Below are 18,175 nucleotides of genomic sequence, written 5' to 3'. Positions count from 1 at the left end.
TTTGGTACCATTCACCATTTGATTCTGTCTAAATTTTCTTTGTCTATGACTTCTTCTTATCGTCAACAACTTCAAGCTAAAATTGATCGCATTACTACTCAATTTTCTGAATTTACACCGCCTACATTAGAAGTGTTTGAATCGCCTGAACAACATTTCCGTATGCGTGCTGAATTTCGTATCTGGCATACAGAAAATGATATGTTTTATGCCATGTTTGAACGTAATGACGATGGCAAGCAAAAAACCGTTGTACGCATAGATGAGTTTCCTATTGCAGATAAAAGCATTAATGACTTAATGCCACTTCTTTTAGCAGAACTTAAGGCCAACTCTTTACTTTCTCAGCGTTTATTTGAAGTTGACTTTCTCGCAACTTTAAGCGGAGAAATGTTAGTTACCTTGATTTATCACCGTAAGCTTAATCAGGAATGGGAACAAGCAGCTAAAGCACTTGCTGAAAAATTAAATATTAAAATTATGGGCCGTAGCCGCGGCCAGAAAATTGTTATTGGCGATGACTTTGTTGTAGAAGAATTTGAACTTTTAAACCGTTCATTTAAATACAAACAAATCGAAAGTAGCTTTACGCAGCCTAATGCACAAGTTTGCAAAAAAATGCTGCAATGGGCATGTGATGCAGCTGAAGGATCAAAAAAACACCTGTTAGAACTTTATTGTGGTAATGGTAATTTCACACTTCCACTCTCTTTAAAATTTGAAAGAGTGCTTGCAACTGAACTTGCAAAATCATCAGTTTATGCGGCGCAGTGGAATATCGAACAGAACCAAATTGATAATATTCAAGTAGCTCGCCTCTCGGCTGAAGAGTTCACTCAAGCCTATCAAGGTGAACGTGAATTCCGCCGTCTACAAGAAGCAGATATTGATATTCAAAGCTACGACTTCGATACAGTATTCGTTGATCCTCCACGCGCAGGAATTGACGATGAAACTTTAAAACTATTGCAGGGCTTTGAACGTATTATCTACATTTCATGCAACCCTGACACTTTATATGAAAATTTAAAAACGCTCACTCAAACTCATCGCGTTACTAAGTTTGCTTTATTTGATCAGTTCCCTTATACGCATCATGTAGAGTCTGGTGTCTTACTTGAGAAGATTTAAACAAAATTTTTCAATGTAACCCTATTTTATAAGGAGATTAAATATCTCCTTATTTTTCAAGGTTTTTTAATTAAGTATTTAAATTTAAAAAAAATATCAAGTCATCTATTCGTCATAATTTCGTTTAACTCGACCATTACTATCGAAAATTCTCTAGTTCAACTGGTGGATTTATCACATATAGAGTCTTGTATTTTAATTTATATTGGCTATATTTCGAGCTATGTTAGGTTGTATATGAAGGCTCTATGAGTTTTTGGCAAAAGCTGTTCTTGGCAGATCAACAGCATAACGAGCATAAAAACCAAACTGCTTGTGTTGAAAATGACTGCTCATGTAAAACTAATGAACAACTTCTAAGTGCGCTTGCGCAAGCGACTGATGAAGATGTCATTAAGGGAATCAAGAAAGTTCTTATTTCCCGTGGTTATAGCCGAAAAGAGTTAAATGAACTCACTCAAAAACCATCTATTCATTAATTAAAAAGCCAGTCTTGTACTGGCTTTTTTATATTTTACTTGGGTCTACAATCTGCTTGATCCACCCATCCAATAATAGGCCCCATATTAAATCTTTTATCATTTCGATTATTCTTGTGCAAATATAAACTAGAGATAGAACCGTCAAGGTATAGAGCTTGCTCGACTTCAAGATTTTTTTGGAAGAACTGAGCAAAACTATAGAAATTCACTCTATTTTTAGATATCACAAAATACAACTTATTATTTTTTATACCTACCCCATTACGTATTTTCTTTGAATCGCTATTTGCTAGGAATAAGGGATTTATTTTGCCATTAATCACTAACATAGGGCCGGACTGCGTAGCATAATCGGGTTGAAAAACTTTTGCTTTATATTGTTCAGTTGTCAATATAACGGCTTGTTTGTCATTCCATGCTAAAACTCCATTAGGCTGCAAAAAGAAGTTTCCCCAGCCTTTATCTTCATTTAAAGGTTGGTTCTCTCGTCCGTTTTCAATATATAGTCCTACTGGAGAAAAACCGGAATGGAACATGCCTCCATTCATCGCAAAAGTAAGCTGTTCACATGCTTTAAGTTGATATTGAATATTGTCGAAACTTTTATAATATTGATCAGTTTGCGGATTTTTCAAAAATAAGCGTAATTGTTCTAAATGAGAAATTTCAATTACTTCAAACTGATCATCAGTAGTATTTCTAATCTGTCGATACTCTAGTGCTAAAGCGGATTGTGTAAAGATTATGAAGTTCACGATACACAGTACTAGTATTTTCATTAATGCCAAACCTTAGATGTCATTTTATTTTCATAAAGACACTTTATTAAATAAAAATGTTTGAATTGATATATACCCGAAAGTCGCTTATTCCACCTAATCAATACACTAGAACACAACTATATTCGTTATAATAGTCACAGCTTTGTATAAAAGTGATTAAACTTTATTGGATCAGCGTGAATATGCAACAAACAAATAAACGCTACCCTTTAGGGGCTCATCTTATTGTAAAACATCTCGGCTATAGCCATCATGGTATCTATGCTGGGAGAGGTCGAGTTATTCATTATTCAGGCCTCGCACATTTCATCAAAAAACGGCCCATTGAAATCACTTCCCTAGATGCCTTTTCTCATGGCAAAAAAATTCATGTACGTTCTTATGATGCACCACGCTACAGAGGAAAAGTTGTTGTACGACGTATGCGTTCACGTATGCATGAAAACCATTATCATTTGATTATTAATAATTGTGAGCATTTATGCAGTTGGGCGATTACTGGTATAGAAAGTAGTACTCAAGTTGAGCGAATGATGCATCGTTTAACCACCATTGGTTACGTGAGCTCAATCATGAGCTATATGAATGGCATGATGCTAACCGTAGCAACCACCTGCTTTGCTCTTGTTCTTTATATTAAAAAGAAATTACGTGATCAGGCAAAAATGAATATTCCGACTTATCAATTTCTAAGAGAAAAAGCCGAAAAAAGAAATATAGACCCAACCTCACCTTTAGTCTTTATAGAACCAGATAAAAAAGAAACTATCTAATTAAAAAAGTCCTCAAGTTGAGGACTTTTTTAGAAAACTTACAACTTATTTTTTAGCTGCACTAGCCGCAGTTGCTTCAGTTGTAATGTTTACAGTGATCTTATCACCTACATTCGGCACATAGTTACCTAAACCAAAGTCAGAGCGATTGAACGAAGTTGTCGCGTTAAAACCAATCGCTGGAACTTTTGCCATTGGGTGCTCGCCTTGCTTATTTAAGACAGCATCAAGTACAACTGGCTTAGTAATACCTTTAACAGTCAAATCACCAGTAATTTTGAAATGCTTTTTGTCTTTCGTTTCTACTTTCGTACTTTTGAAAGTAATGTTTGGGTATTTAGCCGCATTAAACCAAGCTTCTTCTTGGAACTCTTTATCTAAAGCAGGTACGTTTGTATTCACACTGCTTAAAGGAATGGTCACATTTACAGATGAGTTTGCTGGTTTAGCATTATCAACTTTAATTACACCTTGGATGTCTGAGAAGTTAGCACTTGGAGTTGAAAAGCCGAAGTGATTCCACGAGAAAACAGTAGCTGTGTGTGTTGGATCAATTTTATAGTCCACTGGTGCAGCTAATGTAACTGTACTTGCCAATGCTACTGCTAAACCGAAGCTTAATGTTTTAAGATGCATTTTTCGTATCCTTTATTGATATAGTCGTTAGTGTATACATCAAGTAATTTAATTCACTATTCTTTATAAAACGATATGTTTCATCCATGCAACAATAAAAGCGTTACAGTTGTTATTCAAAAACCATATTATAAAGTATAGGTATTCTTCTATTCGAAGCTTTCAGATTTATTAATTTTTACTACGATTTTATTGATAAATAACAAGGTAAAACATGGTTAACACTGCCCAAGCACAAAGTACTTCAACTCCTTATCGAGTAACACTTACCGATCCTTCGGGTCATCAATGGTTTGCAGATGAACCCACCGATAAAGGTGGACAAGATACAGCTCCAAATCCGGTTCAGCTTTTATTATCGGCTTTAGGAGCTTGCACTACAATTACACTAGAGATGTATGCAAATCACAAAGGCATCAAAATTGAGCATGTACAAGTTGATTTAGCATTAAATCCAAATGGTGATCCAGAAGCAGGTCAAAATAATATTGAGCGTAAAATTACTCTAAAAGGTGAATTTACTGAGGATCAGCATAAAAGATTATTAAAAGTTGCTGAAAACTGCCCTATTCATAAGCTTTTAACTTCTAATATTACGATCCAAACTGAACTTAACATTTAAATAGCCCATAAAAAAGCGCCCCCAATCGGGACGCTTTTTATTCTGCTCAAAAGATTAAGCAGTTAACTCTTTTACCGCAGCAACTACAGCCTCAGTTGTAATACCGAAGAATTGGAACAAGTCTTTTGCTGGTGCTGACTCACCATAAGTTGTCATACCAATTACTTTGCCATCAAGACCAACAAACTTCCACCAGTAGTCAACATGAGCAGCTTCTACAGCAACACGTGCACGAATATGAGCTGGTAATACTGCTTCACGATATGCAGCATCTTGTTTCATGAACTCTTCTGCACATGGCATAGAAACAACACGAACACCTTCAAGTTGAGCATAAGCTTCCATTGCTAAAGAAACTTCTGAACCAGTAGCAATAATAATTGCTTTCAACTCACCTTTCTCTTGAGCAAGAACATAACCACCTTTTGCCGCATTTTGGATTTGCTCTTCAGTACGCGTTTGGAATGGTAAGTTTTGACGAGAGAAAATAAGTGCTGTAGGGCCATCTTTACGCTCTAAAGCAGATTTCCACGCAATTGCTGTTTCTACAGTATCAGCAGGACGCCAAGTATTTAAGTTTGGTGTGCCACGTAAAGAAGCAATTTGTTCAATTGGTTGGTGTGTTGGACCATCTTCACCTAAACCGATTGAGTCATGTGTATACACATGAATCACGCGTTGCTTCATTAATGCAGACATACGTACTGCATTACGTGCATATTCCATAAACATTAAGAACGTTGCAACGTAAGGAATGAAGCCACCATGCAATGCAACACCGTTAGCGATTGCAGTCATACCGAACTCGCGTACACCATAATACACGTAGTTACCAGCCGGGTTTTGTTGAACGCCTTGGCAACCTTTCCAAAGTGTTAAGTTAGAACCTGCCAAGTCCGCAGAACCACCTAATAATTCAGGTAATAAAGGACCAAATGCTTGTAATGTGTTTTGGCTCGCTTTACGAGTTGCTACAGTTTCAGCTTTAGCATTTGTTTCACGAATAAATGCATCTGCTTGAGCTGAAAATTCTGCTGGTAAGTCACCGCTAATACGACGAAGTAACTCAGCTGCTTCCGTTGGATATTTTGCTTGGTATTGAGCAAATACTTCATTCCAAGCTGCTTCAGCTTCATTACCTTTTGCTTTAGCATCCCATGCAGCATATACATCAGCAGGAATAACAAATGCTTCTTCAGTCCAACCTAAAGCTTCACGAGTTAAGGTAATTTCATCTTTACCCAGCGGTGCACCGTGACAGTCTTCTTTACCTTGCTTGTTTGGAGAACCTAAGCCAATAATTGTTTTACAAATAATAATCGTTGGTTTTTGAGTTTCTGCTTTAGCTTCAACTGTTGCTTGACGAATCGCATCAGCATCGTGGCCATCTACACGAAGAACTTGCCAACCATAAGACTTGAAACGCTCTTCAGTGTCATCACTGAACCAGCCTTCTACTTCACCATCAATCGAAATGCCGTTGTCATCATAATAAGCAATCAATTTACCAAGCTGTAAAGTACCTGCTAAAGAACATACTTCATGAGAAATACCTTCCATTAAACAGCCATCACCTAAGAAACAATAGGTAAAGTGATCAACTACTTTTAAGTCATCTTTATTAAACTGAGCAGCTAAAGTCTTTTCTGCTAATGCAAAACCAACAGCGTTCGCAATACCTTGACCCAAAGGACCTGTCGTTGTTTCAATCCCTGGAGCGTAACCATATTCAGGGTGACCAGGAGTTTTTGAGTGCAATTGACGGAATTGTTTTAAATCTTCAATTGAAAGATCATAACCTGTTAAATGAAGCAAAGCATATTGCAACATTGAACCATGGCCATTTGATAAAACAAAACGGTCACGGTTTGCCCATTGTGGATTATTTGGGTTGTGATTTAAAAACTCGCGCCAGACGACATCAGCAATATCTGCCATCCCCATTGGAGCACCCGGATGCCCTGAGTTTGCCTGTTGCACAGCATCCATTGCCAATACACGAATTGCGTTTGCAATACGACGTTCGTTTAAAGGGGTCGTCATAGATCAGAATCCAATTTTAATAGATTGATGAAAAGAAGAAGATGAATAACCATTCAATGCCGCTATATTGTCTTAAAAAAACGCCTAGGGGTAAACCCCAACACTGTATATTTCTTTATTTTTAACTATTTCTTGGTTACTCAAAAAACATTTAGATTCTTAAGCTGTGTAAAACAATAGTATTTATACTTATTTCCATGCTCAACGATTGTAAGCTTCTTCCTCTTAATCAACATATAGAGTTGTATTTATTTTCTTTATTTATAGCTTTTTACTTCATAGTCCAAATCTTCTTGATTAATATTTAACAAAATCAAATGTTTAAAATTTAAACATTTTATTAAAACTCTAATATAAAAATGATTAATTTTCATCTATCTATATCAATTTCCCTGATACACATATCAATTAAAACATAGTAGAAATGAAAGAAATTCATGCTTTTTAGTCAGTATGAACTGGTCCTCAAGCTCAAGTCGATGTAACATATTATGTCTTTTTGAAATAACCAAGATAGGACTTTCATGCGCGAGTACGCTGTTTTTACCTCGGAATCTGTAAGCGAAGGTCATCCCGATAAAATGGCCGACCAAATTAGCGACGCTATTTTGGATGCAATCTTAAAAGAAGACCCATACGCACGTGTTGCTTGTGAAACACTGGTAAAAACAGGCGCTGTTGTACTTGCAGGTGAAATCACAACAACTGCGAATATTGATGTAGAAGCTGTTGTTCGCCAAACTGTTAACGGTATCGGCTATCACCATTCAGATTTAGGCTTTGATGGTTCAACTTGTGCTGTAATCAACATGATTGGTAAACAATCACCAGAGATTGCACAAGGTGTAGACCGACAAAAACCTGAAGATCAAGGTGCTGGAGACCAAGGTTTAATGTTTGGTTATGCAAGTCGTGAAACCGACGTGCTTATGCCAGCCCCTATTTCTTATGCTCACCGTTTAATGGAACGCCAAGCTGAACTTCGTCGTTCAGGCGCATTACCATGGTTACGTCCAGATGCAAAAAGTCAGGTAACTTTTGCTTATGAAAATGGCAAACCTGTACGTTTAGACGCAGTAGTACTTTCTACACAGCATGATCCTGAAATTACTCAAACTCAGCTTAAAGAAGCTGTAATTGAAGAAATCATTAAACCAATCATTCCTGCTGAAATGTTCCATGCAGCAACTAAATTCCACATTAACCCGACTGGTCTGTTTGTTATTGGTGGACCTGTGGGTGACTGTGGTTTAACTGGCCGTAAAATCATCGTTGATACTTATGGCGGTATGGCTCGTCACGGCGGTGGTGCATTCTCTGGTAAAGATCCATCTAAAGTAGACCGCTCAGCTGCGTATGCTGGTCGTTATGTAGCTAAAAATATTGTTGCTGCTGGTCTTGCGGACAAATGTGAAATTCAGGTGAGTTATGCAATTGGTGTTGCAGAGCCAACGTCTATTTCAATCAATACTTTTGGTACTGCAAAAGTTTCTGATGAGTTAATTATCCAGTTAGTACGTGAACATTTCGATTTACGTCCGTTTGGTATTACTCGCATGCTTAACTTAATTCAACCTATGTATAAACAAACAGCTGCTTACGGCCACTTTGGTCGTGAAGGTTCAGATACTGCATTTACATGGGAAAAAACTGATAAAGTTGAAGCACTTAAAGATGCCGCAGGCCTTTAAGCTGATTATATTAAAAGCCCGCTCTTTAGCGGGCTTTTTTATTATTTTTGTATTTGATTAAAATTAAACAACAGCCCCTTCAACATACATTATTTAAAGGCATGTAGTGAAGTATTAAGCAATATTATTGTTTTGTGCTCTTATCACCTTCATTTAATACATCTAACAGAGTCGATTGCACAGGTGTATCTTGATGATTCTGGATATAAAGATGAACAACTTTGAATACGACAACAACTGCTAGACAAGCCATCACGCAAAACATCCATAGGCCATATGGACTACGAATATGGTGTGAACCGCAATATGGACATGATTTATCAGTTGATGCCACAACTTTGTCGCAACAAGCACAATGATATTGATATAGCATAGGTAACCCTCCTTCCCTCACTTCAACCGTTGTTGTTTTAATAGGTTTGCTACATTTTTAAATTTATACATCCTTTATATTTATCCTATGTGAAATGAAAAGATAATTCAATCTGAATGAACAATCCGTTCAAATTTCAAATATTTAATTTATACAAAGAGATAGACTAAATATTATTTTTTTAGCACTATTTTTCTTATTTTGATATTTTGTTGAATTTGTTAAAATAGAAATATATTTTATTTTCTAAGCGAATTTATGACACAGCTCATTAATAAAGGTGGCTTTCGTGAAAGAGCCAATAGAAGCCGAAAATATCAACAATCTGAAAACAAGCAAGTAGCTCTGCCTTCAAACAAGTATCAACCTCAAACTAAGCTCCAAGATAATCAAAACGAGATGATTCAAGCAAAAGCAGGTACTTCTGAAACTTCAGATGATTAACTGTTATAAATTAAAAAGGGCCTAAATCTTTTAGATTTAGGCCCTTTTTGTATAATAGATTAATTAATCTTTATTTTTATGCTCAATTTTCTTGTGGTCTGGAGTAACTTCTCTCGCTTCGCCATCAATAATACTAGAATCATGATATTGGCTACCACCACCTTGTTGATTATGCATATCCTGCATTTGACGCATTAAATCTGCAAATGGGTTTTGACCAGCACCTGCACCACCCATGCCGCCCATCATTTTGTTCATCATGGCTTGCTGACGTTTTGCCAGTGTTCTCATTGCAATATTACGAAACGCAGTTTGTACGCCCGGAATAAGAATTAAGAGCGCTAATACATCCGATACCAAACCTGGCAACATTAATAAAAAACCAGCAAAAGCATAAGCTAATTTTTTAGTCACAGTCGGATCATTACCCAATTGTCCAGTCATCTGCATTTGTTGTAATTGCGGCATAATACCAGCCGTACTATTACGAATAAGCGTTAGACCAATAAAGAAAGCAATAATGAACCAGAAAAACACATACCATCCACTGATGAACTGTGCTACGCCAATCCATACGGCAATTTCAACAATCGCGCCCAGAACCACAATAAGAAGTAAATTCATGTAAAACTTTATCTATCTCAAAAAGAAAATTCATTGCAGTTGTTACTACTTAACTAAACTCATCCATTTTTCATTTGAAATCATGGATTAAATTTAGTTGCGAAGCTTAGACAATGTTTTTGTTGTAACCTAAAATCATAGCTAAACTAAGGTTCTGCAATACTATAAATAAGACTGATTCTAACTTAATAAAACAGTCATACTCTATTATTAATGAGTGCTATATCAACTTTATCAAGTGTTTTTTCTACAAGATTGCAATTTTTTCATGAATTGGCCGATGCTTTTATCTATTAGCAGCTTTTTTATAAAATTTAACTTACATTTTTGATATCTAATAATTGATCTACTCAAGTTACATTAATTAGCTAAACTTCAAATTCAATTTTATAAGTCTTATGAACATTAAAGCCCTCTTACTTATAACAAACGCTATTTTTATTTCAGCCTGCTCACCTTATATAGTGACTGCTAATCCAAATCACAGCGCTTCAAAATCTGATGAAAAAGCAGAGAAAATTAAAAATTTATTTAACGAAGCACACACTACGGGTGTCTTAGTTATCCAACAAGGCCAAACTCAACAAAGCTATGGTAATGATCTTGCTCGTGCTTCGACCGAGTATGTACCTGCTTCGACCTTCAAAATGCTTAATGCTTTGATCGGCCTTGAGCACCATAAGACAACCACCACAGAAGTATTTAAGTGGGACGGGCAAAAAAGGCTATGCCCAGAATGGGAAAAGGACATGACCCTAGGCGACGCTATGAAAGCTTCCGCTATTCCGGTTTATCAAGATTTAGCTCGTCGTATTGGACTTGAACTCATGTCTAAGGAAGTGAAGCGTGTTGGTTATGGCAATGCAGATATCGGTACCCAAGTCGATAATTTTTGGCTGGTGGGTCCTTTAAAAATTACTCCTCAGCAAGAGGCACAATTTGCTTACAAGCTAGCTAATAAAACGCTTCCATTTAGCCCAAAAGTCCAAGATGAAGTGCAATCCATGCTATTCATAGAAGAAAAGAATGGAAATAAAATATACGCAAAAAGTGGTTGGGGATGGGATGTAGACCCACAAGTAGGCTGGTTAACTGGATGGGTTGTTCAGCCTCAAGGAAATATTGTAGCATTCTCCCTTAACTTAGAAATGAAAAAAGGAATACCTAGCTCTGTTCGAAAAGAGATTACTTATAAAAGTTTAGAACAATTAGGTATTTTATAGAGTTAGTTTATAGCCCAGTTCACTTTTTACCATTTTGATCTGGGCCATTGCCTATTTTCAAAACTGATAATCTATCCATCCACTGGTTCAAATGGAGTATCCAAAACTAGTTGGTAAAAAGCAGCGTCAAGCCATTGCCCAAATTTAAAGCCCACTTGTTTAAAAGTACCAGCGTGGGTAAAGCCCATTTTCTCATGAAGGCCTATACTGGCTTGATTTGTCGCATCAATACAACCAATGAGCACATGAAGTTGAGCCTGTTGAGCACGTTGAATTAACGCTTGCATTAAAACTTTACTTAGACCACAGCCACGATGTTCATGATGAATATAGATACTATGCTCAACCGTATATTTATAAGCTGGAAACGCTCTAAATGTTCCCCAACTAGCAAATCCTAATAACTTACCTAACTCATCTACTACCCCAATGACAGGGAAACCATTTTCTCTTTTTACCGAAAACCATGTTTTCATTGAATCAAGTGAACGGGGAACATAGTCATACAATGCGGTAGAGTTAACAATCGCATCATTTAGAATTTCTAATATCGCTGCCGCATGCTCTGCTTCATTACAATCAATTAAACGGAAATTAGAATCGAGGGAATAGTTCATAAAGATTCCTTAAGAGCGGGCACCAGTTGATTAGAAACGACTAAAATATAACGAGCAACTTGAGCTGAATGATTACTGTATATGACAGGTTGATCTAATTGCATTGCCAAGCAATCCCCTTGACCTAATGCATAAGAAGTTTCACCTAATTGAATTTCAATTTTCCCTTCAACGACCCAAAGCTGCTGCTGTACCACTCTAGAGCTTTCATTAGTTTCATAAGTAATTCGAGAATGAGGCGGAAATTCAATTTCAACAATCTGGAAGGGTAATTTTAAGTTCGGAGGTGAAACTGTACGGCGTATATAGCCAGTTTCCGGATCTCGCCACTCAGCTTGTTCATTCCGACGAATAAGCGGTTGAGATGATGAATTCCCTGCTTCATTCGTAAAAATTTGAGTTAAAGGTACTTCAAGACCATTTGCTAGTTTTTCAAGAACAACTGCCGTAGGACTCGTTTCTCCTCTTTCAATTAAAGAAATAGCTGAACGGCTAACTTGGCAACGGGCAGCTAACACATCTAAAGTATATCCACGTGCTAAACGCAGCTCTCGTATTCGATGTGCAATCCTTATATTGATATCATCCATTAAAGAAGCTCAATTCCACCATTATAGATAAGTATTCCATTAAAATAGAATTACATCAAATGATTTCAAACTCTTCCTTGTGAATATATGGAAAATTGGGTGGACAATATAAATCTTTAGGCTTAAAAACCGAAAAATAACCATTCATAGCAGCATTCTTTAAATTACTCATGCAGAACCGATTTGGCTATGTAACAATACCCTCTAAACTATTTAAGTAAGTCTTCACATGCCATTGATTATTGGAATTGATCCAGGTTCACGCTTAACAGGTTACGGAATCATTGAAAAAGATGGTAGTAAACTACGTTTTGTTGATGCCGGTACAATCCGAACGGAAACTCAAGAGATGCCAGAGCGCTTGAAGCGTATTTTTGCTGGTGTTGAGCGAATTGTGAAATTTCATGGTCCTACTGAAGCTGCGGTCGAGCAAGTCTTTATGGCACAGAACCCCGACTCTGCCTTAAAACTTGGTCAAGCCCGTGGAGCTGCTATAGCCGCTTTAGTGAATTTAGATTTACAAGTTGCAGAATATACTGCGCGCCAGATTAAACAGTCTGTAGTGGGATATGGTGCTGCCGATAAAGAACAAGTACAAATGATGGTAATGCGTTTACTTAACCTGACCATTAAACCTCAAGCCGATGCAGCCGATGCTCTTGCTGCTGCAATTTGTCATGCCCATGCTTCAGGAAGTATGAGCAAACTAACCGTCTTGAATGCTTTAGGTGGTATGGCTCGTGGACGAAGTCGCTCTAGTAGCCGTAGACGCTAAAGTTTTATTGATTTACTACTTGAGTAATTGCTTGATTCATCTCATAAGCTTGTAAACCGCGCATGCCTTGTTTGGCAAGTTGGTCACCTGCCTGAGCATGGAGAGTTACGATCTCATGTAGGGTAACTGCTTTGTGGAACTGGGCTTTCAAGCTTGCAATCATGCCCGCCAACACATCTCCCATTCCACCAGTTCCCATACCTGCATTACCTTGCGTACAAATATACAAGTTATCTTCTAAAATTAAGCTGCCTGCTCCTTTAAGCACCCACTGGCCTGCATATTTTTGCTGCAACGCATAAATCGCAGCAATTCTGTCATTTTCAATTTGCCAAGTAGAACAACCAAGTAATGTAGCGGCCTCCCCCGGATGAGGTGTTGCATAAATATGTAAACTCAATTTTTCAGGCTGCTTTGCGAGAAACCATAGGGCATCTGCATCTAATACAACTTCTAAATGTGAAGTCTGATTTAAATAATTAAACCACTGTTGATAGATTTGGTGTGCCCAGTCATCACGACCTAACCCCATTCCAAAACATACTGCATCAACCTGAGATAAAATTTCTTTAATACCGTTTTCATCGAAATCATTAATATCACGCAGCATAATATTAGGAGCTCGCGACAAAATAGCCTGATGATGGTTGCGATGACAAACTACCGTAACCTTGCCTGCCCCTGCATGAAAAGCAGCTTCAGCAGCCATAATGACGGCCCCACCCATTTGCTCATGTCCACCTATCACCAAAACATGCCCATAACTTCCTTTATGTCCAAAAGCCAAACGTTTAGGAAGTTTGATATGTGTTGGCGTCAAGTAAGCAAGAGGTTTCAGCTCTCGGTCTATTGGTATTAAATTAATTAAATGAATTTGTCCTGCATATTCTTTGCCTTGGCCTGTAAATAATCCTGCTTTAAGCCCTAAAACAGTAAATGTATGATCAGCCCGTATTGCACAAGGTAAGGTAGAGCCAGTATTTGCTTTTAAACCACTTGGTATATCAATCGAAATTTTTAGCCCTGCTTGCCCATTAAATTGTTGAATAGCGTGTTGCCAATAACCGTTTAATTCACGGTTTAAACCAATCCCAAACAACGCATCAATATGACAATCAAATGTTCTGTTGACCTCAAAACCTTGGTGTATTTGAACATGATTTGCTTTAGCAAAATGGACAGCATGGTGTAAATCGGCTGACTCGCCCAAGTCAGCCGCAAATATTTCAACATAAAACCCAGCTTGTTTGAGATAGCTTGCTATAAAATAGCCATCACCAGCGTTATTGCCCTGTCCGCACCAAACAGCAATATTCTTAAAATTTTGTTTTTGAAAAAGTACAATGAGTTGTTGAGTGATTGACCAAGCTGCTTGTTGCATTAAACCTAATGATGAGTTTTGCGCAGCAAACCAACGTTGCTCCCATGCCTGGATATCTTGGCTATGGTAAACTACCGCCTGCATATTCTTATCCTCTTGCATTTTTCGGTTTATGACATCTTCCAACACATCACGCATTGCAGTGCAACAAATTGATCCACATGAATTAAAAGCATGGATCAAAGCTCAAGCATTAGACTTGGGTTTTGCTGATTGTGTCATTGCCAAACCAGATGCTCAAGAGCAAATGCCACGTTTTTTAGAATACCTTGAACGTGGTTATCATGCAGATATGACCTATTTAGAAGAAAATCTGGAAAAGCGAGCAGATCCAACTTTATTGGTGCCAGGAACAAAAAGTATTATTTGCGTACGTATGAATTATTTGGTGGAATCGCCAAAACCACGATATGTACCCTTCGAACCAAACTCTGCGATTATTGCCCGTTATGCTCGTGGTCGTGATTACCATAAGGTGATGCGTGGCAGATTAAAAACGTTAGCCACACGTATCCGTGAAAAAGTGGGAGATTTTGAATCCCGCCCTTTTGCTGACTCGGCACCTATTTTTGAGAAATCATTAGCTGAAAGTGCTGGGATGGGCTGGACAGGTAAACATACTTTACTCATTCATAAAAAGTCGGGTTCATTCTTTGTCTTAGGTGAACTATTTACATCACTCGACTTACCTTTTGATGAACCTGCTACTTCTCACTGCGGTTCTTGTAGTGCGTGTATTGATATTTGCCCGACACAAGCGATTGTCGAACCTTATATGTTAGATGCTAGACGCTGTATTGCTTATCTCACCATCGAATATAAAGGAATCATTGCAGAAGAATTACGTGCAGGCATTGGTAACCGGATATTTGGTTGTGATGACTGCCAATTAATTTGCCCGTGGAATAGTTTTGCTAAAACAGCGTCTATTCCCGATTTCAATCCTAGACATGGTTTAGATAATATTAGTCTGCTTGATATTTGGCAGTGGGACGAAGCTACTTTTTTAGCCAATACAGAAGGCAGCCCAATACGACGTACAGGTTATCAATCCTTCAAACGTAATATTGCTATCGGTTTAGGTAACGCACCGTACTCAAAAGAAATTGTAGATCAGCTAAACAAAGGCAAAAGTTTACATGACGAAATCGTCAATGTGCATATTGATTGGGCAATTGAACAGCAACTTAATCAACTTTAGCTATCAAATTAAAAAAATGATGTTTTTTGCCCTATAGCTTTAATACGAATTCTGTATGATTATGTACAGTGAATTAATGCCATCATCATGGATATGACAATGACTCTACGTAATGATTGGACTCGTGAAGAAATCCAAGCTCTATATGAACAACCTTTTTTGGATTTAGTTTTTAAGGCTCAACAAGTACACCGTGAGCACTTCACTGCCAATACAATTCAGGTCAGCACCCTTTTATCTATTAAAACGGGTAAATGTCCTGAAGATTGCAAATATTGCTCTCAATCTGCACATTACGATTCAAAATTAGAAGCAGAAAAACGTATTGCTGTTGAAAAAGTAATTAGCGAAGCAAAAGCTGCAAAAGATTCAGGTTCATCTCGTTTTTGTATGGGTGCTGCTTGGCGTAACCCTCATGAGCGCGATATGCCTTATGTTTTAGAAATGGTACGTGAAGTTAAAGCACTAGGTATGGAAACCTGTATGACTTTAGGTATGCTTAATCAATCACAAGCAGAACGCCTAAAAGATGCTGGTTTAGACTATTACAACCATAACCTTGATACATCTCGCGAGTATTATTCCCACATCATCAGCACACGTACTTTTGATGATCGTTTGAATACTTTAGATTATGTACGTCAAGCTGGTATGAAAGTATGTAGTGGCGGTATTGTTGGTTTAGGTGAAAGCCGTGAAGATCGCATTGGTTTGTTACATGAATTAGCAACCTTGCCTATTCATCCAGAATCTGTGCCAATTAACATGCTTGTTCCAATTGAAGGTACACCATTAGCTGATGTTGAAAAACTAGATGTTATTGAATGGATTCGTACTATTGCGGTAGCACGTATCATTATGCCGCATAGTTATATTCGTTTATCTGCTGGTCGTGAATCTTTAAGTGACTCAGATCAAGCTTTAGCATTTATGGCGGGGGCAAATTCTCTGTTCTCTGGTGATAAATTACTTACGACGCCAAATACAGGTGAAGGTAAAGACCAAGCGTTATTTAATAAATTAGGGTTAACAGCTGAAAAGCCAAAACCAACTGTTTCTGATTTATCAGTAGATGCGATGAGTGCTTAACCTCATCAAAATTGAAAAGCCCTGATCATTCAGGGCTTTTTTCATTTATACAGAAGTGACTAATATGCCATAAGTCGCGTTCAGAAAGGTTCCAACTCGAATAATATCCCTACCTGCCGCATGGGTAACCGATAATTCTTGGCTCAATACATCAAAGTGAAAAGATTCAAAAACATCTTGATGGTGTAAGAGCCAAGTCACTGTATCTGCTATATTATCATCCGCAATATAAGTTAAGGCTTTAAAGTCTTTACTCATAAATAACTCTTAAAAATAAATTTTATGAATTTTATATGAGTTCATTCTGCCTTAAAAGAAAATCTAAGCAGCCTTCGGATTCACTAATGAACGCCCCGACAATAAGCTTGTTAACGCTTTAGGTGAAAACTCTAAAGAAAGTACATGATTCTTTAAATTGATTGAGTGGCTACTAATCAATGGTAAAAGGCCCTCTTCTGTTTCTAAAACATACTCATCCGCAATGTTTAGAATACCTTCTAGATTTGTTGTGCTAGAGGCTAGATCGTGGCTAAAGACATCATAAATTGTTTGTAAATTAAACGTCGTGTTCTGTTCAGTAGGATGTTTGAGTAAATAGTCTTTTAAAAACAAGACTAATTTATGAGCAAAGAAAAAATAATTCGGTTTATACGTGTATTTCATGTTGTTCATGGAACCAAACTCCAGATGATCTTTTATTGAATTACAACTAAAACACTAGGAATTAAACCTTAAAATTTTCTTAAAAAAATAAATATATTTACACGATATATAAAAATTAATTTTAATAATAAAAATCAACCAGTTAATTTATCCAAAAATATATAATTTATATAAAATTACAATAAAAAAATCAATTCTTAAAAATTAAAAAACTTAAATGAAAATTATTATCAAATTAATTTAAATAAAATAATTTCATGATATTTTACCATATGGTATAAATTAAAATAAAAACCGCATTTATCAATAAAAAATAACCAATCAAAATACATAAAAATATAATGTTATTCTTGTTTTTTACTTGAAAGGTGCTATATTTCCACCGCATTACTTGATCAGAATAAAAGCACTGAAGAGTAATAAAGCGATATTTATTGAATATTCTGGGGATTTTATGAAAAAATTTATTTTTATTGTGGCTAGTTCTCTTTTTAATATTGCAGCAGCACAAGCAGCTGATGGTACGATCACTATTAATGGTTTAGTAACTGATAATACGTGTACGATTGATACTGGTGATAAAAATCTCACTGTAAATTTACCAACAGTATCATCTCAATCTTTGAAAAATGCGGGCGATGTTGCTGGTCGTACACCTTTTCAAATCAATTTAACGAATTGTGCTTCAGTTGGTAAAGTCGCGACTTATTTTGAACCAGGCGCAACAGTTGATTTTAATACTGGTCGACTATTGAACCAAGCTACCTCTGGCGCAGCTGCCAATGTCAACATCCAATTATTGGGTAGCAACAATGCAGTAATTCCTGTAATTGCGAAAGGTGCTTCTGGTGCACAAGATAACTCACAATGGGTAAATGTTTCTGCTGGAGGGAATGCCGATCTTAATTATTATGCTGAATATTATGCAACTGGAGCATCTACAGCAGGTACTGTAACGTCACAAGTGAAATACACGATTATTTATCAATAAATTAAAACCAGCTTCTATTTTTAAATAGAAGCTATATCTCATCT

The 18,175-nt window shown here is 37.0% G+C and carries 21 protein-coding genes; 11 read left to right on the top strand and 10 right to left on the bottom strand.

Annotation, left to right across the window (positions count from 1 at the left end; all coding sequences use genetic code 11):
• The first annotated feature begins 45 nt into the window (after positions 1–45).
• On the top strand, positions 46–1,131 hold the full coding sequence (gene trmA, locus NQ782_RS04880) for a tRNA (uridine(54)-C5)-methyltransferase TrmA (protein WP_000204680.1): 1,086 nt from the start codon (positions 46–48) through the stop codon (positions 1,129–1,131).
• Positions 1,132–1,379: 248 nt separating this feature from the next.
• Positions 1,380–1,610 carry a hypothetical protein gene (locus NQ782_RS04875; RefSeq protein WP_000011679.1) on the top strand — a complete coding sequence of 77 codons (231 nt, stop codon included), beginning with the start codon at positions 1,380–1,382 and terminating at the stop codon, positions 1,608–1,610.
• A 35-nt stretch (positions 1,611–1,645) separates the two neighbouring features.
• Here NQ782_RS04875 and NQ782_RS04870 read toward each other — a convergent pair whose 3' ends face one another.
• Positions 1,646–2,392: a phosphodiester glycosidase family protein gene (locus NQ782_RS04870; protein ID WP_000699303.1), complete on the bottom strand. Its 747-nt coding sequence runs from the start codon at positions 2,390–2,392 to the stop codon at positions 1,646–1,648.
• 185 nt (positions 2,393–2,577) lie between these two features.
• Between NQ782_RS04870 and NQ782_RS04865 the strand changes: the two genes are divergently transcribed.
• Positions 2,578–3,168: a lecithin retinol acyltransferase family protein gene (locus NQ782_RS04865; RefSeq protein ID WP_001187976.1), complete on the top strand. Its 591-nt coding sequence runs from the start codon at positions 2,578–2,580 to the stop codon at positions 3,166–3,168.
• A gap of 45 nt (positions 3,169–3,213) precedes the next feature.
• Here the strand turns inward: NQ782_RS04865 and NQ782_RS04860 are convergent, their stop codons facing one another.
• Positions 3,214–3,804, bottom strand: a complete 591-nt coding sequence (locus tag NQ782_RS04860) for a YceI family protein (RefSeq protein WP_000550331.1) — start codon at positions 3,802–3,804, stop codon at positions 3,214–3,216.
• 214 nt (positions 3,805–4,018) lie between these two features.
• Between NQ782_RS04860 and NQ782_RS04855 the strand changes: the two genes are divergently transcribed.
• Positions 4,019–4,426 (top strand): OsmC family protein, encoded by a 408-nt coding sequence (locus NQ782_RS04855; protein ID WP_000248284.1) that lies wholly within the window; start codon positions 4,019–4,021, stop codon positions 4,424–4,426.
• 54 nt (positions 4,427–4,480) lie between these two features.
• Here the strand turns inward: NQ782_RS04855 and tkt are convergent, their stop codons facing one another.
• Positions 4,481–6,469, bottom strand: a complete 1,989-nt coding sequence (gene tkt, locus NQ782_RS04850) for a transketolase (protein WP_057094469.1) — start codon at positions 6,467–6,469, stop codon at positions 4,481–4,483.
• A gap of 524 nt (positions 6,470–6,993) precedes the next feature.
• Here tkt and metK point away from each other — a divergent pair.
• Complete coding sequence (metK, locus tag NQ782_RS04845) at positions 6,994–8,160, top strand: methionine adenosyltransferase (RefSeq protein ID WP_057093569.1); 1,167 nt, start codon at positions 6,994–6,996, stop codon at positions 8,158–8,160.
• A 124-nt stretch (positions 8,161–8,284) separates the two neighbouring features.
• Here metK and NQ782_RS04840 read toward each other — a convergent pair whose 3' ends face one another.
• Positions 8,285–8,533 (bottom strand): hypothetical protein, encoded by a 249-nt coding sequence (locus NQ782_RS04840; RefSeq protein ID WP_000966850.1) that lies wholly within the window; start codon positions 8,531–8,533, stop codon positions 8,285–8,287.
• 258 nt (positions 8,534–8,791) lie between these two features.
• On the opposite strand from NQ782_RS04840, the gene NQ782_RS04835 reads away from it, so the two are divergent.
• Positions 8,792–8,977: a hypothetical protein gene (locus tag NQ782_RS04835; RefSeq protein WP_000192620.1), complete on the top strand. Its 186-nt coding sequence runs from the start codon at positions 8,792–8,794 to the stop codon at positions 8,975–8,977.
• Between the two features lie 63 nt (positions 8,978–9,040).
• Here NQ782_RS04835 and NQ782_RS04830 read toward each other — a convergent pair whose 3' ends face one another.
• Positions 9,041–9,601, bottom strand: a complete 561-nt coding sequence (locus tag NQ782_RS04830) for an FxsA family protein (RefSeq protein WP_001050727.1) — start codon at positions 9,599–9,601, stop codon at positions 9,041–9,043.
• A 398-nt stretch (positions 9,602–9,999) separates the two neighbouring features.
• Here NQ782_RS04830 and NQ782_RS04825 point away from each other — a divergent pair, with 398 nt between their 5' ends.
• Entirely contained in the window at positions 10,000–10,824 is an 825-nt protein-coding gene (locus tag NQ782_RS04825; RefSeq protein ID WP_057094079.1) for an OXA-51 family carbapenem-hydrolyzing class D beta-lactamase OXA-121, read from the top strand.
• A gap of 71 nt (positions 10,825–10,895) precedes the next feature.
• Here the strand turns inward: NQ782_RS04825 and NQ782_RS04820 are convergent, their stop codons facing one another.
• The gene (locus NQ782_RS04820; RefSeq protein ID WP_001109738.1) at positions 10,896–11,441 is read right to left on the bottom strand and encodes a GNAT family N-acetyltransferase; all 546 of its coding nucleotides are present in this window, start codon (positions 11,439–11,441) and stop codon (positions 10,896–10,898) included.
• Positions 11,438–12,031 carry a helix-turn-helix domain-containing protein gene (locus NQ782_RS04815; RefSeq protein WP_000340963.1) on the bottom strand — a complete coding sequence of 198 codons (594 nt, stop codon included), beginning with the start codon at positions 12,029–12,031 and terminating at the stop codon, positions 11,438–11,440. Before NQ782_RS04815 ends, NQ782_RS04820 begins: the two co-directional genes overlap by 4 nt.
• 229 nt (positions 12,032–12,260) lie before the next feature.
• On the opposite strand from NQ782_RS04815, the gene ruvC reads away from it, so the two are divergent.
• A complete protein-coding gene (gene ruvC / locus NQ782_RS04810; protein ID WP_001128330.1) occupies positions 12,261–12,806 on the top strand; it encodes a crossover junction endodeoxyribonuclease RuvC in 546 nt (181 codons plus the stop codon).
• A 4-nt stretch (positions 12,807–12,810) separates the two neighbouring features.
• On the opposite strand, the gene NQ782_RS04805 is transcribed toward ruvC, so the two are convergent.
• Complete coding sequence (locus NQ782_RS04805; protein WP_057094076.1) at positions 12,811–14,271, bottom strand: bifunctional ADP-dependent NAD(P)H-hydrate dehydratase/NAD(P)H-hydrate epimerase; 1,461 nt, start codon at positions 14,269–14,271, stop codon at positions 12,811–12,813.
• Between the two features lie 28 nt (positions 14,272–14,299).
• On the opposite strand from NQ782_RS04805, the gene queG reads away from it, so the two are divergent.
• Together queG and bioB are read left to right on the top strand one after the other, a co-directional pair.
• Positions 14,300–15,388 (top strand): tRNA epoxyqueuosine(34) reductase QueG, encoded by a 1,089-nt coding sequence (queG, locus tag NQ782_RS04800; protein WP_000204462.1) that lies wholly within the window; start codon positions 14,300–14,302, stop codon positions 15,386–15,388.
• 99 nt (positions 15,389–15,487) lie between these two features.
• On the top strand, positions 15,488–16,477 hold the full coding sequence (bioB, locus tag NQ782_RS04795) for a biotin synthase BioB (RefSeq protein ID WP_000175362.1): 990 nt from the start codon (positions 15,488–15,490) through the stop codon (positions 16,475–16,477).
• A gap of 45 nt (positions 16,478–16,522) precedes the next feature.
• Here bioB and NQ782_RS04790 read toward each other — a convergent pair whose 3' ends face one another.
• Complete coding sequence (locus tag NQ782_RS04790) at positions 16,523–16,735, bottom strand: hypothetical protein (RefSeq protein ID WP_000030991.1); 213 nt, start codon at positions 16,733–16,735, stop codon at positions 16,523–16,525.
• Between the two features lie 63 nt (positions 16,736–16,798).
• Entirely contained in the window at positions 16,799–17,149 is a 351-nt protein-coding gene (locus NQ782_RS04785) for a hypothetical protein (protein WP_001061891.1), read from the bottom strand.
• A 445-nt stretch (positions 17,150–17,594) separates the two neighbouring features.
• Here NQ782_RS04785 and NQ782_RS04780 point away from each other — a divergent pair, with 445 nt between their 5' ends.
• Positions 17,595–18,131 carry a fimbrial protein gene (locus NQ782_RS04780; RefSeq protein WP_000713430.1) on the top strand — a complete coding sequence of 179 codons (537 nt, stop codon included), beginning with the start codon at positions 17,595–17,597 and terminating at the stop codon, positions 18,129–18,131.
• Positions 18,132–18,175: the final 44 nt, after the last annotated feature.

It is taken from the genome of Acinetobacter sp. BD54, assembly GCF_044778325.1.
Lineage (GTDB): Bacteria > Pseudomonadota > Gammaproteobacteria > Pseudomonadales > Moraxellaceae > Acinetobacter > Acinetobacter baumannii.
This window is presented reverse-complemented; position numbering and strand designations above follow the sequence as displayed.